We start from the raw sequence: 25,107 nt of genomic DNA on the forward strand, positions 1-25,107 counted from the left end.
CACAGCCCCGCCAGCGTCCGGTCGCTCCCGTCGGCCGGGGCGGGCGGGCACGTCGCAGGGCGCTCATATCGGCGGGATGCCGTGTTTCTTCGGCGGCCAGTCCTCCTGGGTGCGTAGCTGCGCCCGGTCGATGGTGTCGATGAGGAGGGGCCGGGTCTCCTCCGGGGTGACCACCCTGTCGATGCCCATCCCCTCGGCCGCGCGGAGCGCACCGGAGCGCCCCACGAACCGGTCGACGAGTTCCTCGCGCTTCTCGTCGGGGTTCTCCGCGGTCTCGATCTCGCGACGGTAGATGACGTTGACCGCTCCCTCGATCCCCATGGCCGCGAGTTCGGTCGTGGGCCACACGGCGTTGAGTTCGTTCCTCGTTCGGCCTCCGGCCATCGCCAGATAGCCGAGCCCGTACCCCCGACGGAGCACGATACTCATGACCGGCGTGGTCGCCCGCTCGATCTGGTACACCAGCTTGCCGGAGTGGCGGGCGAGCCCCTCGCGTTCGGACGTGGGCCCGGGGAGGAACCCGGGGACGTCCGCGAGGAACACCAGCGGGAGTTCGAACGCGTCACAGAGGGCGATGAACCGCGAGGACTTGGTCGTCGCGTCCGTGTCCAGCGTCCCGGCCTTGGACCGGGGATTGTTGGCGACGACACCGACCGGCGTGCCATCGAGTCGGGCGAACCCCGTGACGATGCTCCGTGCGAACCGGGGCTTCAGTTCGAAGAACGTGTCCCGGTCGACCAGCCCCTCGACGACCGTGTAGACGTCGAACGCCTTCTTCGGGTCGGCGGGGATGATCTCCGCGAGTTCGTCCGCCTGCTCCTGCCGTGGCGGGGCGGACTCGTCGGCCGCCGGTGGGCTCTCGGTCGCGTTCTGGGGAAGGTAGCTGAGGTACTCCCTGACCGCGTCGAGGCAGGCTTCGTCGTCCTCACAGGCCATGTCGGCCACGCCCGTCTCCCGGGTCTGGAACGCGGCCCCCCCGAGTTCCTCCTTCGAGACATCGATTCCCAGCGCCGCGTTGGTCAGGGCGGGCCCCGCGATGCCCATCGTCCCGGTCCCCTCGACCACCGGCACGAAATCACAGAACGCCGAGAAGTTCGTCGGCCCGGCGAACCCGGGACCCATTATCGCCGACACCAGCGGGACCCATCCCGAGAGCTTCGTCAGCTTCGTGAACAGGTCACCGTCGTCGCCGTGGGCGAACGGTCGGGCATCGAGTCCCTCCTGGATGCGGTGCCCACCGCCGTCGTGGAGGAGGACGGTCGGGAGTCCGCGCTGGAGCGCGATATCGAACAGCCGGCTCATCTTCCGGCTTCCGGTGTGGCCGATGGAGCCACCCTTGACCGTGTAGTCGGACGCCATGACGGTGACCGGCTGCCCGTCGATCCGTGCCGTCCCGGTGACGATTCCGTCGGCCGGGGCGTCCTCCCGGGTCCAGTCGGAGGTCTCGGGCGTGCTCGGAGCCGGGGCCGCGAGTGCCCCGATCTCGTTGAAACTCCCGCCGTCACAGAGGTAGTCGATCCGCTCGCGTGCGGTCAACTTCCCCTGGGAGTGTTGCTGCTGGACGGCCTCCGGTCGCCCCTCGTCGGATATCGATCGCCGCGCCTCGACGAGGCGCTTGCGTAACCGCTCGGCGTTGAGGCGCGTCTGCGGGTCCGATGGCGGTGAGTCCTCGTTGCTCATCAGTGGGTACCGTTCGACGAACCCATAGTTAAGTATTGACGCCCCGAGAGGTTCGGGTACGGAACCGGCGACACGGCGGACGGAACTGGCGACTCGTCTCCCCGTCCCGACCCCGGGAGCGGGGCGGACGCGAGCGCGGTTGCCCCGCAGACCGCCCGCTCCGATGCCACACAGACCGATGACCGGACTCACACCAACCCACGACGAGATCGAACGGATTCAGGACCGGATGGCGACGAACAGATTCGACGACATCCGGGCGGTGTCGATCAGATACCTCACGCAGCCGTCCATCGTGGACCGCCTGCTCCCGCCGGGGCTGGAGCCGACCGACGAGCCGCTGGTCGAGGCCGAGGTCGTGACCGTCGGTCGGAGCAACTGCGTCGGCGCATTCGCGGGCGGTGGGTTGTACGTTCGGGCCCAGCACGACGGCGAGGTCGGGAACTACTGTCTGACGATGCCGATGTCAACCGACGAGGCGGTTCGGTGGGGCCGGGAGCTGCTCGGCGAGCCGAAGCGGCAGGCGAGTGTCGAGCTAGAGCGGAACGGCGACGAGATCAGCGGCCACATCACCCGGCACGGTGAGCCGCTCCTCGGTATCGAGGCGACCATGGAGTCCCGCCGGGGCAGTAGCACCGGCTCGCAGTCGGTGTTCCACTACAAGCATCTGCCCGCCGTGACCGGCCGAGGGTTCCAGTTCGACCCGGTGCTGGTGCGGGTCCGTTTCGCCAGCGAACTGGACCGGGTCGAGACCGGTACCGGGTCGATACGTCTGGGACGGACCCCCCACGCTCCGCTCGACCGCATCGAGGTCGCGAACGTCCGCGGCGCCTCCTACTACGAGGGGCGCCTCACCTCGAGCCAGGAGGAACTCACCACGGTCGACCCGGACGAGTTCCTCCCGTACGCGCTCGGAGGGCCGGGCACGTACGACTGGCTCGCACTGGACAACCTGTCGGAGTCGTCTTCGTCCCGTCCGTAGGTCGGAGGGACCCGTCGCCCACCCAGTCCGCGAGGGGCCTCACCCCCCTCCGACCAGCACAGCTATGAGCCCCTGAGTACCATCCACACGTGGCAGCGCCGTCGAACGACCTCGCGGAGCGGTCAGAACACCACCACATGACGAACGATACACCGAGCCTGTCGAACGACGACCTGGACGTGTCGATCAGTGCGGACGAGCTGGTGATCCGGGCCACGATCGATCGGCCCGAATCACGGAACGCGCTGAACGACGCCGTGTTCGAGGGCCTGCTGGCGGTCATGGAGGTCGCCGACGACGGCCCGTGCCGTGTCGTCGTCATCCGTGGCCGTGGCGGGCAGTTCTGTTCGGGGGGCGACCTGCAGGACATGAACGAACGGGAGACCGCGTCCGTCGAGGAGCGACGCGAGAACGCCTCCGGACTCGCCACCCTCTACGAGCGGATGGTCTCCACGTCGGCGCCCACCGTCGCCGCCGTGGAGGGCTACTGTCTCGCCGGGGGCTGCGGCCTGGCCGCCGGGTGCGAGTTCATCGTCGCCGCAGAGACCGCGACCTTCGGGACACCGGAGACGCACGTCGGCATGTTCCCGATGCAGGCGATGGCGGCCATCATGCCGGCCGTGCAGGAGAAGCAGGGACTGGACATGCTGTTCACCGGACGGCACGTCTCGGCGACCGAGGCCAGGGACATCGGGCTCGTCACACGCGTCTTCGAACCGGAGGCGTTCGACGAGGAGCTCGATGCGCTCGTCGACACACTCGCGTCCAGCAGCCCCGTGATGATCTCGATGGGGAAGGAGGCGTACTACAATCAGCGCGACATGAGCTTCGAACGGGCGTACGGCTATCTCAAGGAGATGCTGGTCCTGCTCATGGAGAGCGACGCCCATCGGGAGGGTGTCGCCGCGTTCGTCGAGGACCGGGACCCGGACTGGAAGGCGAGGTGACCGGTGGCGAACGGGCAGCCACCGGCGCACGGTCGGGAGCGGGCCGCCCCCGGACGTGACCGGGAGCCGTCGGAGGTGACGGCCGACTACGGGGCCATGTCCGTCTCGATCTCCATCCGGAGCAGCGCCGCGCTGTACGTCTTCCCCTGATTGTCCAGTCGGAGCGAACGCACGCCACCGCCGCCGAGGGCGTCGTGGATGACGAAGTTGAGCGCGCCGATGTTCGGCATCTCGTAGCGCTCCACCGGGCCCTCTCGGAGCTCCGAGAAGTGTTCGGCCACCCGGTCGGCCGTGACGTGCGCTTCGAGGATGGGATAGTACTCCGGTTCGCTGGCGATCAGGCCGATGTTCGCGATGTCGCCCTTGTCGCCGGACCGTGCGTGGGCGATCTCACGGAGGACCGTGGTCATGCGGTACCTCCGCTCGAGGCGACCGACACGTCGACATCGACCAGTTCGCGCGGTACGGTACAGGGCCAGAACGAGAGTATCTCGGTCGGCTTCGGCCGCCCGTCGACGACCGCGGTCACGTTCGGCGGGCCGCCGAGGGCGATCGGGATGGCCTGCTGGCCGAACTCGTGCAGCGGGGCTTTCTCGCTGGCCCGCGCCACGATACGGAGCGTTATCTCGTTCGGGTCCACCGGCTCCGGCGCGATCGCACCGTGGCAGCCGTCGTATCCCAGGAACTCCGTGTGGATCTCGTCCAGGTCGACCGCTGCACGTTCCAGCCGTTCGCGGACGATCTCGTCCGCCCGCCGGGCCTTCTCGAGCGCATCCGGCCAGGAGTAGGTGAACAGTACCTGTGCCTTGTAGCCGTCCTGGTAGAGGGCGGTTACCTTCAGGTCCTCCGGGGGCGAGCGCCCCCGGCAACCGGACACCCGCACCCGGTCCGCGCCGGCCTGCGCGAGTTGCAGGGACGTGAAGTCCGCGGTGACGTCCGGAACCACGTAGCTCCTCGGGTCCGTAATCTCGTACACCAGTTGCTCTTTGACCGTGGCCTCGGTGACCATCCCGCCCGTTCCCTCCGGTTTCGTGACCACGAACTCGCCGTCGGGGGCCATCTCGACGATCGGGAAGCCGATGTCGGTGAAGTCCACGTCCTGCCACCCGCCGAGGAAGTTCCCGCCGGTGGCCTGCGCCCCGCACTCGAGGATGTGGCCCGCGATGACACCGCTGGACAGGCGGTCGAGGTCGTTCTCGGTCCAGCCGTACTCGTGGACGAGTGGGCCGAGGACGGTCGCCGCGTCGACGCACCGTCCGGTGACGACGATGTCGGCCCCCTGCTCGAGCGCCTCGGCGATCGGGAACGCCCCGAGATAGGCGTTCGCCGCGATCAGGTCGTCCGCGATCTCCTCGAACGGCGCCCCGGTATCCATGTTGTCGAAATCGACACCGCGGTCCCGGAACGCCGGCACCTGTGAGAGGATGTCGTCGCCCGTCACCGCGGCGACGGCGACGTCGAACCCGGCGTCGGCCGCCACCTCCAGAACGGACTCCTGACAGGCGGTCGGATTCACCCCGCCGGCGTTGGCGACGAGCCCGATGTCCTGCTCCACGAGGTCGGGCAGTATCCGGCCGACCATGGCCGGGAAGTCGCGGGCATAGCCCAGCGACGCGTCCTCCGTCTGCTGGCGCTTGAGTATCGCCATCGTCACCTCGGCGAGGTAGTCCATGGCCAGGTAGTCCACATCCGGCTCACGGTCGATGATCTGGGCGGGGCCGCCGGGGTCGTCCCCCCAGAACCCGGATGGATAGCCGATCCGAATCACGCCCGACAGGACACCGTCACCGTGGTTAAGTATTCCGCCGCGACCCACGACGACGCGCTGGTCGGCGCCCGGCCTCCCGCTCCCGGCACGGCCGGCGCCCGACCTCCCGCTCCCGGCACCCAGCGAGCTGTCGTGACCGCACCGGATCGGTCGGCGGCCCACGCCTGGAGGACACAGGGTGCGGCTTCCCGGCCCTTTGCCGTCACCCGTCGGTGAATCGGACCAGGAGATCGCCGGCGACGACGCTATCGCCCGTCGCTACGGTCACCGAATCGACCGTCCCCGACCGTGACGCGAGGACATCGTTCTCCATCTTCATCGATTCGAGCACACAGACACGGTCGCCCTGCTCGACCGTGTCGCCCGCTTCGACCGCCACGGAGACGACCGTTCCGTCCATCTCCGCGACGACACCACCGTCGTCGGCCCTCTCCGGAGCGGCGCTGCCCGTGGGGTCATCCCGGTCCGAAGCACTGCTCCCCGCGTCGGTCGCCGCCGTCGCGGCGGTGTGTGCTCCCGTCGCCGGGACATCCGTGAGCGCGTCTCCGGCGAGTTCGACGTCGAACTGCCTCCCACCGACGGTGACCGTAAGCGTCCGGGACGGCTCGCCACTCGACTCGGCGGTCGGCTGCCCCCACCTGTCGACCGCCTCCTCGATCCGGTGGGAGTCGAGTTCCTCGTCGAGGTACGTCGTCGTGTGTGTGGCATCGACGAACCGGTCGTCGGTGAGCATGAGGCGATGGAAGGGGATCGTCGTCCGGATCCCGGCGAGGTCGAACTCCGCCAGTGCGCGCTTCGCCCGCTGGAGGCACTCCGCACGGTCGGAGGCGGACACGATGACCTTCCCGATCATCGAGTCGTACTCCCCGCCGATCTCCGTCCCTTCCCGGATCGCGTCGTCGACCCGGACACCGATGCGACCCGGCGGGTCGTAGCTGGTCACCGTGCCCGTCGTCGGTTCGAACGCCGCCGCGGGGTCCTCGGCGTTGATGCGGAACTCCATCGCGTGCCCGTCCAGTTCGACCTCCTCCTGCGAGAACGGCAGTTCCGAACCGGCTGCGATCAGTAGCTGCTGCTTGACGATGTCGATGCCCGTAATCTCCTCGGTGACGCAGTGTTCGACCTGGATCCGGGTGTTGACCTCGAGGAAGTAGAAGTCCGCATCCCGGCCGAGACGCTCGTCCGGGTCGTCGCGTCGGTCCTCGACGAGGAACTCGACGGTTCCCGCGTTGGTGTAGTCCGTCGCGCGGACCCCACGACGAGCGGCAGCCCCGAGTTCCGCCCGTAGCTCGTCCGTCAGGCAGGGGCTGGGCCCCTCCTCGATCACCTTCTGGTGGCGGCGCTGGAGCGAGCAGTCACGCTCCCCCAGGTGCCGGACGTTCCCGTAGTGGTCGGCGAGGATCTGGATCTCGACGTGACGGGGGCTGTCGAGATAGCGTTCCAGGTACACGGCGTCGTTGTCGAAGTACGCCTGGCCCTCGCGCCTGGCGCTCTCGAGCTGCGGTTCGACCTCGTCCTCACGCCGGACGACCTTCATGCCGCGACCGCCACCGCCACCCTCCGCCTTGATGGCGATGGGGTAGCCGTGTTCGTCGGCGAAGTCGATGATGTCGCCGGCAGTATCCACCGGCTCGGTCGTCCCCGGGACGACGGGCACGTCGGCGTCGACCATCGCGCGCCGTGCCTTCGTCTTCTCCCCGAGTCGCTCCATGGAGTCGGCCGACGGCCCGACCCACGTGATGCCCTCGGACCGCTCGACCCGCGCCGCGAACTCGGCGTTCTCCGCGAGGAAGCCGTACCCCGGGTGGATGGCATCCACCGCGGCGTCCCTGGCCACCTCCATGATCGTCTCCTGGTCGAGATACGACTCGGCAGCCCGGGAGGCGCCCACGTGATACGCGTCGTCGGCGTATCGGACGTGACTTCCCCCCTCGTCCGCGTCGCTGTATATCGCCACGGGGGAGATCCCGAGTTCGCGACACGCCGCCATCACGCGGATGGCGATCTCGCCCCTGTTCGCGACCAGCACTTTCTCGAACATTGCCACCTCTTCTCGTGACGCGCAAATCAATGTTCCCCGGGGGAGACGCACGCCCGGTTCTGGACCGTCTCAGACATCGAGCGGGCGACCTCGACCGACCAGGAGACCGCTGCCGCGCACGCCTGCTTCCCCTTCGCCGTTCTGTGGTCCGGCGCGCCTGCGGCCGGAGGGCCGGTACCCCTCGACGGTAGGTTATTATCACGGAACCCGGATTACAGGCCATGGAAGTGACCGGTGATTTCGAAGGGATGTCCGAGGAGGAGCAACTCGCGGTAGCGACGTCCCTCTCGAACCATTTCGGGACCGACATCCATCTGCTGGACGAGAACAGCGGACGGGTCGTGGCCACCAGGGAACGCGTCGGCCTCCCGCGACGCCGGTCCATGGACGGGGTCGAACCGGCGACCGAGCGCGAACGGGAGGTCCTAGCGGACATCGAGGAGATACTGCAGGGGGGTCCGGAACGCGGGCACCGGAAGATCGCGGAGATCGGCAAGCGGTTCGTGCGTGACCGCATCGACCAGATGTTCGACGAGCTCCTCTTCGAGGACGGGACGTTCGCGGAGTACGACAGCGAGGAGAACCTGGCCGCGGATGCCATGATCACCGGTGCGGGGCTCATCGACGGCCGGAAGCTGTTCTTCGCTGCGAACGACTTCACCGTCAAGGCCGGGACCATCGCGAGCCAGTCCATCGAAAAACTGGTCCGGATACAGGAGCACGCCATCGAGGCGAAGGCGCCCATCCTCTACCTCATCGACTCCGCCGGCGGCCGGATCGACACCCAGGCGGACAACTACGCGAACCGGTACATCGGCGGGCGACAGTTCTACAACCAGTGTCTGATGTCGGGCCGGGTCCCTCAGATCGCGGTGATGTACGGCCCGAACTTCGCCGGGACCGCCTATCAGCCCGTGTTCGCCGACTACCTCATCATGGTCAGGGACATCAGTACGATGGCGATCGCGAGTCCCCGGATGGTGGAGATGGTCACCGGGTCGGAGGTGTCCAAGGAGGAGCTCGGGGGCCCCGAGCTGCACGCGCGTCACTCGGGGAGTGTCGATATCATCGCGGCGGACGAGGACGACGCCTACAGGACGGTCCACCGGCTCCTCGGCTACCTCCCACAGAACTATCGGGATACCCCTCCCCGAGTGACTGCCCGACCGCCGAGCGAGTCCCCGGCGTCGACGGACACCGTGATCCCGGACGAACCGAACGCGCCATACGAGATCCAGGACCTCATCCACCACCTCGTCGACGACGGCTCCCTGCTCGAACTGAAGCCAGAGTTCGCGCCGGAGATGGTGACGGCGCTGGCACGGATCGATGGCCGTTCCGTCGGGATCCTGGCGAACCAGCCCGCGGTCAAGTCCGGCGCCATCTACCCGGCGTCGAGCGAGAAGGCAGCCGGGTTCGTCTGGCAGTGTGACGCACTCAACATCCCGCTGCTGTACCTCTGTGACTCACCGGGGTACATGGTCGGGAAGCAGGTCGAACGCGACGGGGTCCTCCAGAAGGGGCGGAAGCTGGTCTACGCGACCTCCTGTGCCACGGTACCGAAGATCTCCGTGCTCCTCCGGAAGGCGTACGGTGCGGCCACGTACGCGATGGCCGGGCCGGCGTTCGGGACGGACTCGGTGCTCGCCCTCCCCAGTACGGAGATCGCAGTGATGGGTCCCGAGGCGGCGGTGAACGCGATCTACGCGAACAAGCTGGCGGAGATCGACGATCCGGAGGAGCGAGCGCGGCGGGAGCGAGAACTCCGTGAGGAGTACCGAGAGGACATCGACATCCGCAAGCTCGCATCGTCGATGGTCGTCGACGAACTCGTGCCGCCGCGTGACCTCCGTGCCGAACTCGCCAACCGGTTCGAGATGTACGCCGACAAGGAGAAACAGCACCCGGGGCGCAAGCACGGTGCGATGTTGTTCTGAGCGGACCAGCGCCGGCCGGCGGTGGATTCGCCCCGCCCGGCGGACTGCCCGGCACAAGCTACTTGTCCGTCGGTGGAGATACGGTTCATGACACACCATGACAACCGACGAAGGATGGATGCTACCGACCGGTGCGCCGGCCATCCCGCCACCGCCGTATCGCTGCGAGCCGGAGTCGAAGTACATGTACGTCTTCTACGACCGGCCGGACGACGTGCTCGAGCGGGCGGTCCCCGAGCCACTGGAACTCGCACAGGGTGACGGCCCCCGCGTCCGCATCGCCATCGGGGACCCCATCCAGCCGCCACACACCCACACGCGCTACCACGAGGGCATCGTCTCGGTGAAGGTCGAGTTCGATGGGCGGATGGGGTGGTACCTGCCGTACATCTGGACCAACAACGACGAGGCGATGGACGCCGGTCGGCTGTACGGCTGGTACAAGCAGTACTGCGACGATACGCCCATCCGGATCGACGGCAACCGCATCCGCGGTGACCTCGAACGCGACGGGGACCCGATCATCAGCGTCAAGTTCCGGTCGACCAGCGCGCCCGGCGAGGAGGACGCGCTGGCCGAGCGACTGGGCGACCTGTTCGAGGGGACCGTCTACGGCGTGAAGAAGGTGCCCAGCCCCGAGAAGGGCGGGAAGGTGCTGAAGCAGGTCGTCGCCACCGACCTCGAGGACGTGGTGATGCACGAGATCTGGGGCGGCGACGCGACGGTCGAACTCACCCCGACCCCGAAGTACCCGTTCCTCCACGAGTTCCAGCCCGACCAGGGCGACATCGTCGCGGCCTTCTACGCCCGGCCGGAGTTCATCCTCCCGTACGGGGAGGTCCTCTGGGACCGGTACGAGTAGCCCGGTCCGTCAGGGGGATGCCCGGCGGGCCCCTCCGACCATCTCCCGGATGTAGTCGACGACCTCCGATGCCTGTGCGTCCCCCGGGAAGACCCGGTCCACGCCGGCCGCGCGGAGCCGCTCGTGGTCCTCGGTCGGGACGTTCCCCCCGGCCAGTATCAGCGTCTCCTCGACGACACCGTGGTCGGCCAACCGGTCCAGGACCTTCGGGATGAGGGCGTGGTCGCCGGAGTAGGCGTTGAACCCGACGACATCCGGGTCCTCCTGGACGACCGCGGTGACGACCGCGTCCGTCGACTGCCAGGGTCCGGTGTAGATGACGGACATCCCCGCCTCCTCCAGCCGGGTCGCCAGGAGCCTGATGCCGCGGTCGTGCGGGTCCAGCCCCACCTTCGTCAGCAGCACTCGAATCGGTCGGTCCGGCCCGTCGTGGTGGCGTTCGTGGCTCATGGTCAGTGTTTCGCGTAGCTGGCCGTCGCCTCGACGTCGCCGAAGACCTCCCAGAGGGCCCCGGTCACCTCGCCGACGGTCACGCCCGCCGCGACCGCCTCGACGACGCGCTCGAAGACGTTCTCGTCGCCCCGGGCCGCGGTCTCGATGGCCTCGATGGCCGCCGTCGCGGCCGCCTCGTCCCGTTCGGCCCGGACGCGCTCGGTCCGTGCGATCTGCCGGTCGACCTCCTCGTCCGGCACCGTCAGTTGTGGGGGCTCGGCGGTGCCGTCGTCCCCATCGACGTAGCGGTTCTCGCCGACCCGGACGACCTCCCCCTGCTCGACCTTCCGCTGGTACTCCCGGGCCTCCTCACGGACGACCCGCTGGGGGTAGCCCTCGGCGACGGCCTCGTAGTAGCCGCCGTACTCCTCGATCCGGTCGAGGTACTCGCGGATGCGGTCGGCCAGGTCGTCGGTCAGCGACTCGACGAAGTACGACCCGCCCAGCGGGTCGATGACGTCTGCGGCGTCGGTCTCCTCCAGCAGGACGTGCTGGGTGTCCATGGCGATCGTGGCGGCCTCCTCGCTCGGCGCCCGGAACGGCTCGTCGTAGGCGTCCGTGTGGAGCGACTGCGTACCACCGAGGACGGCGGCGAGCGCCTGGATCGCCACCCGGGAGACGTTGTTCGTCGGTCGCGCACTGGTGAGCTCCTGGCCGTCGGTCTGGCAGTGACAGCGCAGCCGGGCGTGCTCGGGCGCCACGTCGAACCGGTCGGTCAGCTCGCGGGCCCAGACCCGGCGGGCGGCGCGGAGCTTCGCCACCTCCTCGAACAGGTTCATCGAGACGTTGAAGAAGAAGGTGAACCGCTCGGCGCAGTCGTCCGGGTCGAACCCAAGGTCGACCGCCTCCTCGAGGTACTCGATGCCGGCAGCGATGGTGAACGCGGCCTCCTGGGCCGGCGTCGCCCCGGCCTGCTGGATGTTCTGCCCGGTGAGGCTGACGGGGTTCCACTTCGGCAGGTGCTCCAGCACGTACTCGAGGTGGTCCCGGAACAGCCGGCGGTGCGCTTCCTGCGGGAACCGGGTGAACATCCGCGCCCCGACGAGCTTGTTCAGGTAGTCCGAGTGCATCGTCGTCCCGGCGAGGGCCTCGCGCGCGACGCCCCGCTCGTCGGCCAGCGCGACGTGCATCGCCACCAGCTCGTGTGGCGAGACGTCCCCGAGCGCACAGGAGACCTCGCCGATGGGGATCCCGTCCATGGCGATGCGGTGGTCGGCCAGCGAGTCGATCATCGCGCCGGTCTGCCCGACCAGCTCCCGGTCCACGTCAGCGGTGTCGAACCCGCGGAACGTGGGGTTGTCGCCGCCGTAGCTCACCCCCGTCTGCCCGCGGTCGAGGAACGTCCGGAGCCGCTCGTTGGTCGCCTCGACCGTCCGGAAGCAGATGATGTTCCGCCGCGTCCACGGCCGGCCCCGATACATCGTTGTGTACGGCCCGCGCGTGTACGGGAACTCGCCGGGATAGCCGATGTCCCGCTCGGGGTCGGCGGCCACGTCGTCGGCGGTGTACAGTGGCTCGTACGGAAGGCCCGACGCCGACTCGAACGTGCCCTCGCGCTCGGGGACCCGGTCGGTCGCTGCCCGATACCGTTCGTGCCAGTCTTCGTCCCCACTCATACTCGACTCTTTGTCGTGCCCCCCCTTGACTCCCTACCCGAACATATCCGGGGTAGGACCCGACGGTCGCCGTCCCGGGTCGTTCCTGACCCGCGCCGGGGCGTCGGTACCGACACGGATCGGCGACACGCGGCCCGTGCCGTCGGTGCCGCGATGACGGAAACGCAAGAGCGTGGTTTGTGAATACATCACTCACTCACCAATAATAACGGACTTAGGATGTTATCGAAAACGCCGTTCGACCGGACAGGTGACCGAACACCAAGCCGGAGTTTGGTATCTATTATCATGATATTCGTGCCGGGACAGCTTCACGGTCGGCTGCGGGAGGCGGCGGAGCTGCCGGCTCCACGGGGCGAAACTGTTTTCTCAGCGCGAACCGAGGTCCTGCTCGAATGGCACGAGCTAGCATTGTCGGTGCCGGCATGACGAAGTTCGGCACACACGCCGACGAGACCCTCGCGGAACTGTTCGCGGAGGCCGCCCTCCCCGCGCTCGACGACGCGGGGGCCGGTCCCGACGAGGTCGACGCGCTGTACTTCGGGAACACCTCGGCGGCCATCTCCGAGAACGACACGCACCTGGGGCCGAAGGCGGCCTCGCAGATCGGCCTCGCGGGCGTTCCGACACAGCGGTTCGAGGACGCCTGTGCGACCTCCGCGACGGCGACCAAGCACGCGGTCGCCGCCATCGAGGCGGGGCTCCACGACGTGGTCCTCGTCGGCGGCGCCGAGCGGTGCACTCCCGCGTCGGGGCTCGACACCGACGAGATGACGCGCGTCTTCGCGAGCGCGGCGAGCCGACACTACGAGCAGCCCGTCGGCCTCACGTTCCCCGGTGTCTTCGCGCTGCTGACGAAACGGCATATGCACGAGTACGGCACCACCCGCGAGCAGCTCGCGGAGGTCGCCGTCAAGAACCACCACCACGGCAGTCTGAACCCACGCGCACAGCACGGGATGGAGATCACCCACGAGGATGTCTTCGACGGCCCGCTCATCGCCGACCCGTTCCACCTCTACGACTGCTGTCCCTTCTCCGACGGCGCCTCGGCGATCCTGCTGGTGAGCGAGGACGCCGCCGACAGCTACGACAGCACGCCGGTCGACATCAACGGCATCGGGCACGCCTCTGGCGGTGTCCCGCTCTCCGAGCAGTCGGCGTTCACCGCGACCCGCGCGGCTCGCGACGCCGCCGCGGAGGCGTACGCACAGGCCGACATCGACGCCGGCGAGGTCGACTTCGCGGAGGTCCACGACTGCTTCACCGGCGCCGAGATCCTCGCGACGGAGGCGCTCGGCCTGTTCGAGGACGGCGAGGGCGGTCCCGCGGTCGCCGACGGACGCACGGCGCTCGGCGGCGAGGTCCCGGTCAACCCGAGCGGCGGGCTGAAGGCCAAGGGCCACCCGATCGGCGCGACGGGCACCGCACAGCTCGTCGAGCTCACCGAACAGCTCCGCGGCGACGCCGGGGACCGTCAGGTCGAGGCTCCCACCACCGGCGCCGCACACAACCTCGGCGGGGAGGCCGCGACGACGGTCGTGACCGTCGTGGAGGCCCGGCCATGACCGCCGACGAGGTGCCGGCGTACGCCGAGGGAACGGGACTCGCACACGCGACCTGGGCACGCGCGTTGCGTGACGGCGTGCTCCTCGGACAGGAGTGTTCGGACTGCGAGCACGTCCTGGGAACGCCGAAGTCGGTCTGTCCCGCCTGTTCGGGCCGCTCCCTCGTGACGGTCCGCCTGCCGACCAGCGGGGAGGTGTTCTCCGAGACGACCATCGAGGTCACGCCCGAGGGCCTGGACGACCGGTACCAGGTCGCCGTCGTGGACCTCGGACCGACACGGCTCCTCGCCCGCGTGGCGGACGAGGTCGAGATCGGCGACCCCGTCGTCTTCGACGGGTTCGTCCAGTACGAGGACCTGCCCGGACCGCGCTTCGTGGCTGAACCGACCGGCTGAGCAACCACGGCTGTCGCTTTTTGAGAAAACGTTAAGTCTGGTGGGTAGCTAACCGCGAGGGAAGCACCCATGCCAGACCGTACCAGCCAGATCGATAGACGGACATTTCTCAGGAACGCGACACTCGGAGCCACCACCGCGGGAATCGCTGGGCTCGCCGGCTGTACGGGCGATGGTGACGACGGCGGTGGCGGTGGCGACGGTGGCGGGGACGGTGGGGGCGGCGGCAGTGACGGCGGCGACGGCGGCAGTGACGGTGGGGGCGGCGGCAGTGACGGCGGTGACGGTGGGGGCGGTGGCGGTTCCCTGTCGCTGAAGGTCGGCGTACTGGTGCCACTCTCGGGGGCGTACTCTCCGCTCGGCGCCGATGCCAGAGCCGGGATCGAGGTGGCGGGGCAGCACGCCGACAGCGATTACGATGATCTCTCGGTCGACCTGGTGTTCAAGGACTCCCAGCTCGCCGCCGACGTCGGCCTGCGTCGGGCCCAGGAGCTGGTCGAGCAGGAGAACGTCGACGCGCTCATCGTCGGTGACGGGACGCCGGTCGTCAACGCGGTGGCGCAGTACGCCGGCCAGCAGGAGATCCCGAACGTGGCGACCATCTCCGCGCTGGAGAAGACGACGATGTCGGACTGCTACCCCTACACGTTCCGCACGTCCACCCACTCGTACCAGAACATGAAGCCGACCGCCGAGTGGACGACCGAGAACCTGGGCACGACGATCGCGACGTGGGGGGCGGACTACTCGTGGGGGCGCGAGAGCGTGGGGAACTTCGTCGAGGTGGCCGAGAACAACGGCGCGGAGATCGTCGAGCAGGTCTGGCCGGACCTCGGCGCGACCGACTACTCCTCGCAGATCCAGAAGGTGTCCGCCTCGGGCGCGGACTTCGTCATGATCCGCGCGGGCGGCGCGGACATGATCAACGCGTACAAGCAGATCAACTCGTTCGGCCTCGGCGAGGAGATGGACGTCGTCGGCATCGCGTCGGCAGCCGAGGCCCGCGGCGCCGGGGAGGCCGCACTCGGCTACTACGGCAATACGCCGTACTACTTCGGTCTCGATACGGAGGCGAACACCCGCTTCGTCCAGGACTACCGGGCGCAGACGGACGGCTCCATCCCCAGCACCTACTCCAACTCCTCGTACACGGGCGCGAAGGTCCTGTTCGAGGCGGCACTGCAGGGCTCGACCGAAGGGGCGGCGATGCGAGACGCCCTGGAGGGACTCACTGTCACGACCCCGCTCGGTGAGCAGGAGGTCCGTGCCTGCGACCACCAGATCGAGGGACCGCAGTGGATGTCGCGGTTCGTCGAGGACACGGACGGCGACCTGCCGGTCGGCCTGGAGTTCCTCAACAAGTCCGAGCCCGGGACCAACAGCCGCCCCTGCTCGGACATCAAGTGCAACTACTGAGCCGGTAGCGCGTCCGTCCGGCCTGGTCACCGCGGCCCGCGCCGCGGTCCACCTCCATGTTTTAAGTCATCGACCACCCAGGGAGTGGTATGCAGGGGCTTACCCTCGGAGCACTCGCCACCCGTAACGCAAGAGAACAGCCGGACGCCGCCGCCATCGTCGAGCGTGTCGACGGGCGTCGGGAGCTGACGTTCGAGGCGTTCGACCGCCGGACGACGCAACTGGTGAACGCGTTCGACGATGCTGGACTCGGGCCAGGAGATACGGTCGCCATCTACCTCCGGAACAGCATCGAGACCCTGGAGATCTTCATCGGTGCAGCCAAAGCGGGTATCATCCCGGTGCCGATCAATCACCGGTTCAAGGCCGGGGAGATCGGCTACGTGCTCCGCGATTGCGACGCTTCGATCTGCGTCTTCGACGACGATGCCACGGACACCGTGCGGGACCTCACCGACGAGGACATCCCCGTCGACCGCTTCCTCCACGTCGGGGATGCGTCCGCCCGTCCCGACTTCGCGGCGTCCTACGGGTCGTTCCGCGAGTCGGGGGCGGAGACGCCACCTGGGACGGAGATCACGCGCCTGGACCGGGCCGCCATGCTGTACACGAGCGGCACGACCGGGAAGCCGAAGGGCTGCCTGTTCACCCACGACAACCTCCTCCAGAACACCGAGAACACCGTCTACGACATCGGGCTGGACCGCGACGAGCGGTTCCTGATCATGACCCCGCTGTTCCACGTCGCGGCGTTCGCGCTGTTCCTCGACGCGTTCTACGTCGGCGCCACGACCGTTCTGACTGCGGATTTCGACCCGGACCACGTGCTCGATGTCATCGAGGAGGAGCGGGTGACGGGCTCGTTCGTGGTCCCGACACAGGGACGAGCGCTCCTGGAGACGAACATCGAGGAGTACGACCTCTCCTCCTTCCGACGGTACTGGACCGGGACCGCACCCTCGGAGGCGGAGCTCAAGCGCGGGCTCATCGATGCCTTCGACTGTGGGCTGACCGAGATGTTCGGCCAGACGGAGCTCTCGCCGCTGACGCTCGTCCTGCCGCCGGAGGACGCCTTCGACAAGATCGAGACGGTCGGCCGGCCGCTGTTCAACGTCGGGGTGAAGCTGGTCGACGAGGACGGCGAGGAGGTCGAACAGGGTGAGCCCGGCCGCATCGCCTACTGGGGACCCACCGTGTTCGAGGGCTACCACGAGCTGCCGGAGGCGAACGAGGAGGTCTTCGACGGGGAGTGGTTCGTCTCCAGCGACCTCATGCGCGAGGACGAGGACGGCTACTTCGAGTTCCTCGGCCGGGCCGACGACATGATCATCAGCGGCGGCGAGAACATCCACCCGGCCGAGATCGAGGAGGTGCTCCACGAGCACCCGGCCATCGACGCCGCCGCCGTGCTGGGGGTCCCGGACGAGAAATGGGGGGAACGGGTGAAGGCCGTCGTCGTCCTCGAACCCGGCGAGACGCTCACCGAGGCCGATGTCGTCGACTACGTCACCGAGCGGTTGGCCAACTTCAAGAAACCCCGCGAGGTCCAGTTCCGCGACGAACTGCCCCGCAACCCGACGGGGAAGGTGGTCAAGGGGGACCTGGAATAGGAGGCGCCGACAGGCATCCCCAGCCGGTGTGTCGGACGCTCAGATGGAGACGTGCTGGCGGAGCACCTCGTCGTCGGCGGACAGTTCGTCGGCATCACCCGCATGGACGAGTTCACCGTTCGCCAGGACGACGACGTGGTCCGCGACCGAGAGCGCGAGGTCGATGTTCTGCTCGACCAGTACGATCGTGAGTTCGTCGGCGAGCCGCGCGATGGCTCGGCGAACGTCCGCGACGATCTTCGGCGCGAGCCCCTCGGTCGGCTCATCGAGCAACAGGAGTTCGGTCCCGCCGAGCAGTCCGCGCGCCATCGCGAGCATCTGCTGTTCCCCGCCCGAGAGCGTCCCGGCACGCGCCTGCCGGAGGTCGTCCAGTGTCGGGAACAGCTCGTACGCGTCCTCAGGGGTGCGGGACCCGCCCCGACCGGCAGGCACCGCGAGGTTCTCCGCGACGGTGAGGTTGCTCCACACCTGCCGGTCCTCCGGGACGTAGCCCATGCCCATCCGGACCCGTTCGAACTTCGGGAGTTCGGTGACGTCGCGGTCCTTGAATCGGACCGTTCCCTCGCGGGGCTGAAGCACCCCGACGATGCTGCGGAGCGTCGTGGTCTTGCCGGCACCGTTGCGGCCGAACATGGCGAGGACGTCACCCTGGTCGACAGCGAACGAGATATCCTCGATCGCCCGGCTCTGTCCGTAGTACGCGTCCACCGAATCGAGTTCCAGGAGCGTCATCGGCTCTCACCCAGGTAGGCCCGCTGAACGCGGGGGTCGTCGCGGATGTCGTCCGGAGCGGCGTCGGCGATGATCGAGCCGTTCTCCAGGACGGCCACCGCGTCCGAGACCGACATCACGACATCGATGTTGTGCTCGACGAGGACGATGGTGTACTCCGCGGCCACGTCGTCGAGCAGGTCACGGAGTTCCTCGATCTCGAACTGGCTCATCCCCGCGAACGGCTCGTCGAGGAGGAGGATCAGCGGGTCGAGTGCGAGCACCAGCGCGAGTTCGAGTGCTCGCTTGTCGCCGTGCGAGAGGGTCCCGGCCTCCGTATCCTGGAACTCGAGCAGCCCGACACGTTCGAGCAGCTCGGACGCTCGTTCGCGATACTCCGTCTTGGCCTCGACGTGCTGGAGGAAGTTCCAGCCACCACGCTCGCGGGCCTGGACGGCGATACGGACGTTGTCGAGGACGGAGAGCTCCTCGAAGATGTTCGTGATCTGGAACGAGCGGGCCAGTCCCTTCCGGGTGATCTCCTCGGGCGAGAGCCCGGTGATGTCCTCGTCGGCGAGCCGGACACGCCCGGATGTCGGCTCCAGCCCACCGGAGAGGAGATTGAACAGGGTCGTCTTCCCGGCGCCGTTCGGTCCGATGATCGACTTCAGTGTCCCCTCGTCGACGCCCAGGTTGACGTCATCGACCGCCGTAACGCCCTCGAATCGCTTCGTCAGGCCCTCGGTCTCGAGCAGCGCAGTCACGGGACGCCGCCTCCTCGGACGGGTTGCATAGCAGTAGAACGGAGCCGACAGCGATAAAAAAGTTCCTCCTCCCCCGACAGCCGCACCCCCCTCGACACAACACTTAAGCCAGACCCTTCGCATCTTCCGCAGGTGAGCCAAGCAAGCGTTGTCTTCGGGGTCCTGGCCAACGGGATTGCCATCGGAATGCTGTTCTTCCTCGTTGCCTCGGGGCTCTCGCTGGTGTTCGGCCTGATGGGCGTGGTGAACTTCGCCCACGGTTCGCTGTACATGATCGGCGCGTACGTCGGGCTGACGGTCTTCGACCGGTCCGGGCTGTTCCTGGTGGCACTCCTGACCGTCCCGTTCCTCGTCGCGGGGATCGGCGTCGTCATGGAGTATCTCACCCTGCGACCGCTGTACGACCGCGACCCGATCTACCAGATCCTCCTGACGTTCGGCATCGCCCTGATGCTCGACGAGGGGGTTCGGCTCGTCTGGGGGCTGAACTCGCTCAGCTTCGGTCGCCCGGCGTGGCTGGCCGAGGCGCTATCGCTCGGCGGGGTGCAGTTCCCGAGCTATCGGGTGTTCGTCATCGCCCTCGGTATCGTCGTCAGTCTCGGACTCTACCTGTTCCTGGAGCGGACCCGGTTCGGGCTCGTGGTCCGGGCGGGGACGAACAACCGTGATATGGTCGAACTCTGCGGCGTGAACGTCAAGCGGGCATTCACGGTCGTCTTCGGTGTCGGCGCCGCGATGGCCGCCGTCGCCGGCGTCGCTGCCGGCCCGATGTTCAGCGTCTATCCGGCGATGGGGTCGGAGATGATCATCGAGGCGTTCGCCGTGGTCGTCATCGGCGGGCTCGGGAGCTTCCGGGGCTCGCTGGTCGGGGCGCTGGCCGTCGGGCTGCTCCAGGCGTTCGGCAACTACTACCTCGTGAGCTTCTCCTCGATGCTGATCTTCGCGCTGATGATCGTCGTGTTGCTCGTCAGACCGCACGGGTTGCTGGGTGATCCGGAGGCGAACCACACATGAGCCAGGAGACCGACTCCCGGTGGCTCCCGGCGCTCTCCCGGACCCTGGTACTCCGTGTGATCGTCTTCCTCTCGCTGGCAGCCGTCCCGCTGGTCACCACCGGCTACCAGACGGGGTTGGTGATCGACTTCCTGATCCTGGCGCTGTTCGCGGTGAGCTACGACCTCCTCATCGGCTACACCGGCATCGTCTCCTTCGGTCACGCGCTCCCCTACGGCCTCGGCCTGTACGTCTTCGCCATCTTCGCGACCAACCGGTCGGTCCCGTTCGTCCCGACCGGCGCCGTCCCGTTCGAGGGCGCGCTCCTCGTCGCGGTACTGCTCGTCGTCGTCGTCTCGCTCGTGACGGGCTATCTCGCGCTCCAGGCATCGGGGGTGTACTTCGCGATGATCACACTGGCGTTCGCACAGATCGGCTACCTCGCCGTCTTCGAGAACACGGACATCACGGGCGGCGACGGTGGCATCCTGCTGTTCTCGCAGGAGTTCTTCGGACTCGCACTCGGCGACGAGATGACCTTCTACTACCTGACGCTGGTGGTGGTCGCCGGCTGCTTCCTCGCCATGCGGCGGCTGACCACCTCCCCGTACGGCCAGGTCCTGAAGAGCATCCGTGAGAACGAGACGCGGGCGCGGTTCCTCGGCTACGACACCTTCCGGTACAAGCTCTCGGTGTTCGTCGCGGCAGGGGTGTTCGCCGCGGTCGCCGGCATCCTCAAAGGGCTCCACAGCAACATCGCGACCCCGAACGCGCTCCACTGGTCGACCGGGGGCGACGCCCTGCTGATGACGCTCATCGGCGGCATGGGGACCCTGTGGGGCCCGCTGGTCGGGGCGGCCGTCCTCTTCGGCGGTGAGGAGCTACTGACGACCGTCACCGAGCACTGGCTCCTGCTCCTCGGGGCCGTCTACGTCGTGTTCGTCATCTTCGTCCCGAGTGGGATCGCCGGGCTGGTCTCGTCCGAGGCGGACCGGACCGTCGGCGATGTACTCCGGGAGCTCCGTCCATGACCGACCCCATCACCGACCCCAGGGTCAGGTCCGCGCCGCTCGATGCGACGCTCTCCGAGGCCGGCGTCCTCTCGCTCGTGCTCGACCGTCCCGATGCCCTGAACGCGCTGACCGACGGTCTCGCGGCCGGCATCGAGGCTGCCCTGGAGAGCGTCGACGACTCGAGGGTCCGCTGTGTCGTCCTGTCCGGCGCCGGCGAGCGGGCATTCAGCGCCGGGGCCGACGTGTCGGTCTTCGAGGGCCTCGACCCGGTCGAGGGTACGAGCTGGACCGTCTTCGAGCGGCTGGCGGAGTTCCCGCGGCCGACGGTCGCCAGCATCGACGGCGCCTGTCTGGGCGCGGGCCTGGAACTCGCGCTCGCCTGCGACATCCGGCTGGCGACCGATCGGTCGATGTTCGGGCAGCCGGAGATCCGGCTCGGGTTCGTTCCCGGTGCCGGCGGCATCCAGCGACTCCAGCGGCTCGTCGGGGCGGGACGGGCGAAGGAACTGGTCTACCGCGGCCACCGGATCGACGCCGAGACCGCCGACCGGTGGGGCCTCGTCAATCGAGCGGTCCCCACCGACGCGTTCGACGCGGAGGTCGACGCCGTGGTCACGGATATCGCCGAAGGGCCGCCCGTCGGACTGGAGGCGGCAAAGCGGGTGTTCGACCGTGGCGCGGATGCGAGCCTCACAGCCGGTCTCCTCATGGAGAGCCAGGCCTTCGGACGCCTCCTGACGACGGAGGACGTGGCCGAGGGGGTCGCCGCCTTCCAGGAGGACCGCGACCCGGAGTTCAAGGGGGAGTAGCAGCCGACCGGGACGGCCGTCGCCGAGCCCATCGGAATCGCGAGACAACTCGGACGCGTGACACGAGAAACTTTATACTCCGGACGCGCACCCTCCTACTGAGAGCGATGAGCAGAACCGACGACCTGACTGACCCTGAGGTCATCGACCGTCCGTACGAGTACTTCGGTCGGCTCAGGGAGACAGAGCCGGTGTACTGGAACGAAACGTGGGGTGGCTGGATCGTCACACGCTACAAGGATGTCCGGCGGTGCCTGCAGGACGACGAGCACCTCTCGGTCGAGGTGGAGGCGGACCGACTGCGGAACTCCTCGCTGGAGATCCCCCGGACCAAGCAGATGTTCCCGAAGTGGATCATCTACCTCGACCCGCCGGACCACACCAAGCTCCGGCGGATCATCGGCGAGGCGTTCAACCCGGAGATGGTGGCCAACCAGCGTGCGGAGGTCGAGGAGGTGACCCAGTCACTCATCGACGATATGCGGGAGCAGTCCCCGGGCGAGGTCGAACTCATCGAGGAGTTCGCCCATCCGCTACCCGTCCACGTCATCTGCAAGATCATGGGGCTCCCGCTGGCGGACGGCGAGAACCTCGGCGACTGGTCGAAGAACATCGGCCTCACGCTGTTTCACTACTACGACGCCGAGAACCGACACCAGCGGACCGAGGAGAGCATCAGGGAGTTCACCGACTACCTCCGGGAGGTCGTAAAGCGGCGCGAAGCGAACCCGAAGGACGACCTGATCACCTACCTGCTGGAGGCCGAGGCCGACGGCGAGACACTGACCGAGGACGAGGTCGTCGCGACCGCCGTCCTGTTGCTGTTCGCGGGCCACGAGACGACGACGAAGCTCATCGCGAACGGCACCCTCGAACTGCTCCGCCATCCCGAGCAGATGGAGATGCTCCGTGAGGACCCCTCGCTCGCGCCGAAGGCCGTCGAGGAGATCCTCCGCTACCAGGGCACGTCGAAGTCGCTCACCCGGGGCGTCGTGAAGGACTTCGAGCTGCGTGGCAAGCAGATCGAGGCCGGAGAACGCATCCTACTGAGCCAGGCCGCCGCCAACCGTGACCCACGGAAGTTCGACGACCCCGAGACGTTCGATATCACGCGTGGCTCGATGGACCACCTGGGCTTCGGCCACGGGACCCACCACTGCCTCGGGGCGCCGCTGGCACGGCTGGAGACCCGCGTCGCGTTCCCGGCGCTGGTCAAGGCGTTCCCGGACATGGAGCTGACCACCGACGAGATCGAGTGGACCCGATCACCACTCGTCCGCGGCCCCGAGGAGCTACACATCGACATCTGAGCGGTCACGACCCACGAGACCGCGACGGACCTCACTCGACCTGGAGGTACCGCTCGACCGCGGTCGAGCGGCCGGTCTCGACGAAGTAGTCGACCTCGCTGGCCGCCGGGATCTCGCGCACGTCGTTGACGAGTTTGTCGACCTCGGCGGTGGAGCTGACCGTAGCGTGGGCGTACAGATCGACCGTCCCGAAGCCGCTCCCGACGAACCAGAAGTCCATCCCCGACATCGCCTCGAAGACCTCCGCCTTGGCGCTCGTCCCGCCATCGGTTCGAACGGTCACGAGAACGATCTCCCACTCGTGGGTGTCCGGTCGGAGGAGGAAGAAGCTCGTCGTGATATCGAGCAGCGAGGCGACCCGCTGGCGGATGGCCTCGCTGCTCAGTTCGAGCCCCTCGTCGGCCAGCTCCGTCGAGATGTCGGAATACGGGATACGTGGGTCCTTCGCAAGGATGGCGAGGATGCGTCGGTCGATCTCGTCTATGTTCGTCGAATCTGATGTGTTTGACATACAGGGGGTGAGCTAGCGGGTGCTCATAAATCCATCCCGTCTGGGGAATCGGCCGACGCGACGGTCGAGGATCCCCCCGTAGACCGGGTGCCGAGAGCTGTCGATACTGGAGGTGACCGGTCGGTCCAGCGGAGTACACTGGAGGTGACCGGTCGGTCCAGCGGAGTACACTGGAGGTGACCGGTCGGTCAAGCAGCACCACGCAGTGAGCGGCGCAGGCCGGTCAGACGCGGACGCCGAGGTACCGCTCGATCTCCTCCGTGGCGTCGCCGAGCTCCGCCGCCGAGCCGTCCATACGGATCTCGCCCTTGTGGAGGAGGTACCCTCGGTCGATGAGGTCCAGACAGATCTCCACGTTCTGCTCGATCAGCAGGACGGGGATGTCCGCCTCCTTGACCCGGCGGATGATGTCGACGATCTGGTCGACGATCTGTGGCGCGAGGCCCTCCATCGGCTCGTCGAGGAGGACCAGTTTCGGGTTGCCGACCAGCGCCATCGCGATGACGAGCATCTGCTGTTCGCCGCCGCTCAGGTCGCCGGCGTGCTGGTTCGAGCGCTCATCCAGGCGCTCGAACTCGTCGAAGACCCGCGACACGCTCCAGTCATCGCCGTGGCTGGTGTCGACGCTGAGCTGGAGGTTCTCCCGGACGGTCAGGCCGCCGAACGGCCGGCGGTCCTCGGGCACGAGCTTGATGCCACGCCGGGCGATGTCAGGGACCGGGCGTCCGGTGATATCCTCCCCCTCGAAGGTGATCCGACCGGCTCGCGGCGGCTGGATCCCCGCGATGGACCGGAGCGTCGTCGTCTTGCCGGCGCCGTTGCGGCCCAGCAGCCCGACCACCTCTCCATCGCCCACCGACAGCGAGACGTCCTCGAGCACCTGCGAGTCGCCGTAGTAGGTGTCGATCCCGTCGACCTCAAGCATCGACCGCCCCTCCGAGGTACGCCTCCTGCACGCGCTCGTCCTGGCGGATGGCCGACGGGGGGCCGTCGGCGATGACGGACCCGCGTTCGAGCACCGTGATGGTGTCCGACACCGCCATCACGTACTCGATGTCGTGCTCGACGAGGAGGACGGCCATCTCGTCGGTGAGGTCCTCGATGAGCGAGACGGTGCGCTCGGTCTCGCTGGCGTCCATCCCCGCGGTGGGTTCGTCGAGCAGGAGCAGCCGCGGCTCTGCGGCCAGTGCCATCCCGATCTCCAGCCGGCGGCGGTCCCCATGTGACAGCGACGATGCCTCGACGGCCTGCTTCTCGGCCAGGCCGAGCTTCTCCAGCAGTTCCTCGGCACGCTCGGTCACCGCCGCCCGACCGTCCAGCGGCCGGACCATGTCGTAGTAGTTCTCGTGGAACAGGGCCACGGCGGTCTGGAGGTTCTCGAAGACGGTCAGCGACTCGTAGGTGTTCGTGATCTGGTAGCCCCGGGAGATGCCGATATAGGGACGCTCGTACTCCGGCATGTCCGTGATATCCCGTCCATCGAACACGATGTCGCCCGACGTCACCTCGTAGGTGCCGGTCAGGAGGTTGAACAGCGTCGTCTTCCCGGCACCGTTCGGGCCGATGACCGACCGTACCTCCGCCGACTCGACCGCCAGGTCCACGTTGTCGACCGCCACGAACCCACCGAACCGCTTGGTGAGTCCGGTGGCCTCCAGGATTGGCATACGCTCACGTGAGAC

General features: G+C 67.9%; 23 protein-coding genes. 12 read left to right on the top strand and 11 right to left on the bottom strand.

The annotated features are described in order from the left end of the window. Positions 1-63: 63 nt before the first annotated feature. Positions 64-1,680: an acyl-CoA carboxylase subunit beta gene (locus P2T62_RS20520; protein WP_276258880.1), complete on the bottom strand. Its 1,617-nt coding sequence runs from the start codon at positions 1,678-1,680 to the stop codon at positions 64-66. Between the two features lie 178 nt (positions 1,681-1,858). Between P2T62_RS20520 and P2T62_RS20525 the strand changes: the two genes are divergently transcribed. Further along, positions 1,859-2,662, top strand: a complete 804-nt coding sequence (locus P2T62_RS20525; protein ID WP_276258881.1) for an acetoacetate decarboxylase family protein — start codon at positions 1,859-1,861, stop codon at positions 2,660-2,662. A gap of 137 nt (positions 2,663-2,799) precedes the next feature. Further along, positions 2,800-3,609 carry an enoyl-CoA hydratase/isomerase family protein gene (locus P2T62_RS20530; protein ID WP_276258882.1) on the top strand — a complete coding sequence of 270 codons (810 nt, stop codon included), beginning with the start codon at positions 2,800-2,802 and terminating at the stop codon, positions 3,607-3,609. A gap of 86 nt (positions 3,610-3,695) precedes the next feature. Here the strand turns inward: P2T62_RS20530 and P2T62_RS20535 are convergent, their stop codons facing one another. The 3 genes from P2T62_RS20535 to P2T62_RS20545 all read right to left on the bottom strand — a co-directional run bounded on the left by P2T62_RS20535 (position 3,696) and on the right by P2T62_RS20545 (position 7,418). Beyond that, the gene (locus P2T62_RS20535; RefSeq protein WP_276258883.1) at positions 3,696-4,019 is read right to left on the bottom strand and encodes an AtuA-related protein; all 324 of its coding nucleotides are present in this window, start codon (positions 4,017-4,019) and stop codon (positions 3,696-3,698) included. Further along, a complete protein-coding gene (locus P2T62_RS20540) occupies positions 4,016-5,377 on the bottom strand; it encodes an acyclic terpene utilization AtuA family protein (protein ID WP_276258884.1) in 1,362 nt (453 codons plus the stop codon). Before P2T62_RS20540 ends, P2T62_RS20535 begins: the two co-directional genes overlap by 4 nt. A gap of 202 nt (positions 5,378-5,579) precedes the next feature. After that, a complete protein-coding gene (locus P2T62_RS20545) occupies positions 5,580-7,418 on the bottom strand; it encodes an acetyl-CoA carboxylase biotin carboxylase subunit (RefSeq protein WP_276258885.1) in 1,839 nt (612 codons plus the stop codon). 221 nt (positions 7,419-7,639) lie between these two features. On the opposite strand from P2T62_RS20545, the gene P2T62_RS20550 reads away from it, so the two are divergent. Both P2T62_RS20550 and P2T62_RS20555 read left to right on the top strand, forming a co-directional pair. Further along, entirely contained in the window at positions 7,640-9,355 is a 1,716-nt protein-coding gene (locus P2T62_RS20550; RefSeq protein ID WP_276258886.1) for an acyl-CoA carboxylase subunit beta, read from the top strand. A 97-nt stretch (positions 9,356-9,452) separates the two neighbouring features. Further along, positions 9,453-10,217 (top strand): acetoacetate decarboxylase family protein, encoded by a 765-nt coding sequence (locus P2T62_RS20555; RefSeq protein WP_276258887.1) that lies wholly within the window; start codon positions 9,453-9,455, stop codon positions 10,215-10,217. Between the two features lie 9 nt (positions 10,218-10,226). Here the strand turns inward: P2T62_RS20555 and P2T62_RS20560 are convergent, their stop codons facing one another. Beyond that, positions 10,227-10,667, bottom strand: coding sequence for a cobalamin B12-binding domain-containing protein (locus P2T62_RS20560; RefSeq protein WP_276258888.1), 441 nt, complete (start codon positions 10,665-10,667; stop codon positions 10,227-10,229). Positions 10,668-10,669: 2 nt separating this feature from the next. Continuing rightward, complete coding sequence (locus tag P2T62_RS20565; RefSeq protein WP_276258889.1) at positions 10,670-12,325, bottom strand: methylmalonyl-CoA mutase family protein; 1,656 nt, start codon at positions 12,323-12,325, stop codon at positions 10,670-10,672. A gap of 395 nt (positions 12,326-12,720) precedes the next feature. On the opposite strand from P2T62_RS20565, the gene P2T62_RS20570 reads away from it, so the two are divergent. The 4 genes from P2T62_RS20570 (at position 12,721) to P2T62_RS20585 (ending at position 17,314) form a co-directional block, all read left to right on the top strand. Then, on the top strand, positions 12,721-13,893 hold the full coding sequence (locus tag P2T62_RS20570; protein WP_276258890.1) for a thiolase domain-containing protein: 1,173 nt from the start codon (positions 12,721-12,723) through the stop codon (positions 13,891-13,893). Further along, on the top strand, positions 13,890-14,288 hold the full coding sequence (locus P2T62_RS20575; RefSeq protein WP_276258891.1) for a Zn-ribbon domain-containing OB-fold protein: 399 nt from the start codon (positions 13,890-13,892) through the stop codon (positions 14,286-14,288). Before P2T62_RS20570 ends, P2T62_RS20575 begins: the two co-directional genes overlap by 4 nt. A gap of 69 nt (positions 14,289-14,357) precedes the next feature. Continuing rightward, complete coding sequence (locus P2T62_RS20580; protein WP_276258892.1) at positions 14,358-15,704, top strand: ABC transporter substrate-binding protein; 1,347 nt, start codon at positions 14,358-14,360, stop codon at positions 15,702-15,704. Positions 15,705-15,793: 89 nt separating this feature from the next. Continuing rightward, positions 15,794-17,314: a class I adenylate-forming enzyme family protein gene (locus tag P2T62_RS20585; protein ID WP_276258893.1), complete on the top strand. Its 1,521-nt coding sequence runs from the start codon at positions 15,794-15,796 to the stop codon at positions 17,312-17,314. A gap of 39 nt (positions 17,315-17,353) precedes the next feature. Here the strand turns inward: P2T62_RS20585 and P2T62_RS20590 are convergent, their stop codons facing one another. Beyond that, a complete protein-coding gene (locus tag P2T62_RS20590) occupies positions 17,354-18,046 on the bottom strand; it encodes an ABC transporter ATP-binding protein (RefSeq protein ID WP_276258894.1) in 693 nt (230 codons plus the stop codon). Further along, positions 18,043-18,789 carry an ABC transporter ATP-binding protein gene (locus P2T62_RS20595; RefSeq protein WP_276258895.1) on the bottom strand — a complete coding sequence of 249 codons (747 nt, stop codon included), beginning with the start codon at positions 18,787-18,789 and terminating at the stop codon, positions 18,043-18,045. The genes P2T62_RS20590 and P2T62_RS20595 overlap by 4 nt, the downstream gene beginning before the upstream one ends. Positions 18,790-18,921: 132 nt before the next feature. Between P2T62_RS20595 and P2T62_RS20600 the strand changes: the two genes are divergently transcribed. The 4 genes from P2T62_RS20600 to P2T62_RS20615 all read left to right on the top strand — a co-directional run bounded on the left by P2T62_RS20600 (position 18,922) and on the right by P2T62_RS20615 (position 22,914). Continuing rightward, positions 18,922-19,803 (top strand): branched-chain amino acid ABC transporter permease, encoded by an 882-nt coding sequence (locus P2T62_RS20600; protein ID WP_276258896.1) that lies wholly within the window; start codon positions 18,922-18,924, stop codon positions 19,801-19,803. Beyond that, positions 19,800-20,813 (top strand): branched-chain amino acid ABC transporter permease, encoded by a 1,014-nt coding sequence (locus tag P2T62_RS20605; protein WP_276258897.1) that lies wholly within the window; start codon positions 19,800-19,802, stop codon positions 20,811-20,813. Before P2T62_RS20600 ends, P2T62_RS20605 begins: the two co-directional genes overlap by 4 nt. Continuing rightward, positions 20,810-21,604: an enoyl-CoA hydratase/isomerase family protein gene (locus P2T62_RS20610; protein WP_276258898.1), complete on the top strand. Its 795-nt coding sequence runs from the start codon at positions 20,810-20,812 to the stop codon at positions 21,602-21,604. Before P2T62_RS20605 ends, P2T62_RS20610 begins: the two co-directional genes overlap by 4 nt. A 107-nt stretch (positions 21,605-21,711) precedes the next feature. After that, on the top strand, positions 21,712-22,914 hold the full coding sequence (locus P2T62_RS20615) for a cytochrome P450 (protein WP_276258899.1): 1,203 nt from the start codon (positions 21,712-21,714) through the stop codon (positions 22,912-22,914). Between the two features lie 31 nt (positions 22,915-22,945). Here P2T62_RS20615 and P2T62_RS20620 read toward each other — a convergent pair whose 3' ends face one another. From P2T62_RS20620 to P2T62_RS20630, 3 genes are all read right to left on the bottom strand, one after another. Then, positions 22,946-23,425, bottom strand: coding sequence for an Lrp/AsnC family transcriptional regulator (locus P2T62_RS20620; protein ID WP_276258900.1), 480 nt, complete (start codon positions 23,423-23,425; stop codon positions 22,946-22,948). A 223-nt stretch (positions 23,426-23,648) separates the two neighbouring features. Then, positions 23,649-24,350 carry an ABC transporter ATP-binding protein gene (locus P2T62_RS20625; protein ID WP_276258901.1) on the bottom strand — a complete coding sequence of 234 codons (702 nt, stop codon included), beginning with the start codon at positions 24,348-24,350 and terminating at the stop codon, positions 23,649-23,651. Continuing rightward, positions 24,343-25,092: an ABC transporter ATP-binding protein gene (locus tag P2T62_RS20630; RefSeq protein WP_276258902.1), complete on the bottom strand. Its 750-nt coding sequence runs from the start codon at positions 25,090-25,092 to the stop codon at positions 24,343-24,345. The genes P2T62_RS20625 and P2T62_RS20630 overlap by 8 nt, the downstream gene beginning before the upstream one ends. Positions 25,093-25,107: the final 15 nt, after the last annotated feature.

It is taken from the genome of Haloglomus litoreum (genome assembly GCF_029338515.1).
GTDB classification, from domain to species: domain Archaea; phylum Halobacteriota; class Halobacteria; order Halobacteriales; family Haloarculaceae; genus Haloglomus; species Haloglomus litoreum.

Coding starts and splice junctions, on each gene's coding strand:
- P2T62_RS20590 (WP_276258894.1), bottom strand. CDS start 18,046: ATGACGCTCCTGGAACTCGATTCGGTGGACGCGTACTACGGACAGAGC.
- P2T62_RS20580 (WP_276258892.1), top strand. CDS start 14,358: ATGCCAGACCGTACCAGCCAGATCGATAGACGGACATTTCTCAGGAAC.
- P2T62_RS20560 (WP_276258888.1), bottom strand. CDS start 10,667: ATGAGCCACGAACGCCACCACGACGGGCCGGACCGACCGATTCGAGTG.
- P2T62_RS20550 (WP_276258886.1), top strand. CDS start 7,640: ATGGAAGTGACCGGTGATTTCGAAGGGATGTCCGAGGAGGAGCAACTC.
- P2T62_RS20605 (WP_276258897.1), top strand. CDS start 19,800: ATGAGCCAGGAGACCGACTCCCGGTGGCTCCCGGCGCTCTCCCGGACC.
- P2T62_RS20555 (WP_276258887.1), top strand. CDS start 9,453: ATGACAACCGACGAAGGATGGATGCTACCGACCGGTGCGCCGGCCATC.
- P2T62_RS20565 (WP_276258889.1), bottom strand. CDS start 12,325: ATGAGTGGGGACGAAGACTGGCACGAACGGTATCGGGCAGCGACCGAC.
- P2T62_RS20610 (WP_276258898.1), top strand. CDS start 20,810: ATGACCGACCCCATCACCGACCCCAGGGTCAGGTCCGCGCCGCTCGAT.
- P2T62_RS20620 (WP_276258900.1), bottom strand. CDS start 23,425: ATGTCAAACACATCAGATTCGACGAACATAGACGAGATCGACCGACGC.
- P2T62_RS20615 (WP_276258899.1), top strand. CDS start 21,712: ATGAGCAGAACCGACGACCTGACTGACCCTGAGGTCATCGACCGTCCG.
- P2T62_RS20575 (WP_276258891.1), top strand. CDS start 13,890: ATGACCGCCGACGAGGTGCCGGCGTACGCCGAGGGAACGGGACTCGCA.
- P2T62_RS20535 (WP_276258883.1), bottom strand. CDS start 4,019: ATGACCACGGTCCTCCGTGAGATCGCCCACGCACGGTCCGGCGACAAG.
- P2T62_RS20570 (WP_276258890.1), top strand. CDS start 12,721: ATGGCACGAGCTAGCATTGTCGGTGCCGGCATGACGAAGTTCGGCACA.
- P2T62_RS20625 (WP_276258901.1), bottom strand. CDS start 24,350: ATGCTTGAGGTCGACGGGATCGACACCTACTACGGCGACTCGCAGGTG.
- P2T62_RS20585 (WP_276258893.1), top strand. CDS start 15,794: ATGCAGGGGCTTACCCTCGGAGCACTCGCCACCCGTAACGCAAGAGAA.
- P2T62_RS20530 (WP_276258882.1), top strand. CDS start 2,800: ATGACGAACGATACACCGAGCCTGTCGAACGACGACCTGGACGTGTCG.
- P2T62_RS20520 (WP_276258880.1), bottom strand. CDS start 1,680: ATGAGCAACGAGGACTCACCGCCATCGGACCCGCAGACGCGCCTCAAC.
- P2T62_RS20630 (WP_276258902.1), bottom strand. CDS start 25,092: ATGCCAATCCTGGAGGCCACCGGACTCACCAAGCGGTTCGGTGGGTTC.
- P2T62_RS20545 (WP_276258885.1), bottom strand. CDS start 7,418: ATGTTCGAGAAAGTGCTGGTCGCGAACAGGGGCGAGATCGCCATCCGC.
- P2T62_RS20525 (WP_276258881.1), top strand. CDS start 1,859: ATGACCGGACTCACACCAACCCACGACGAGATCGAACGGATTCAGGAC.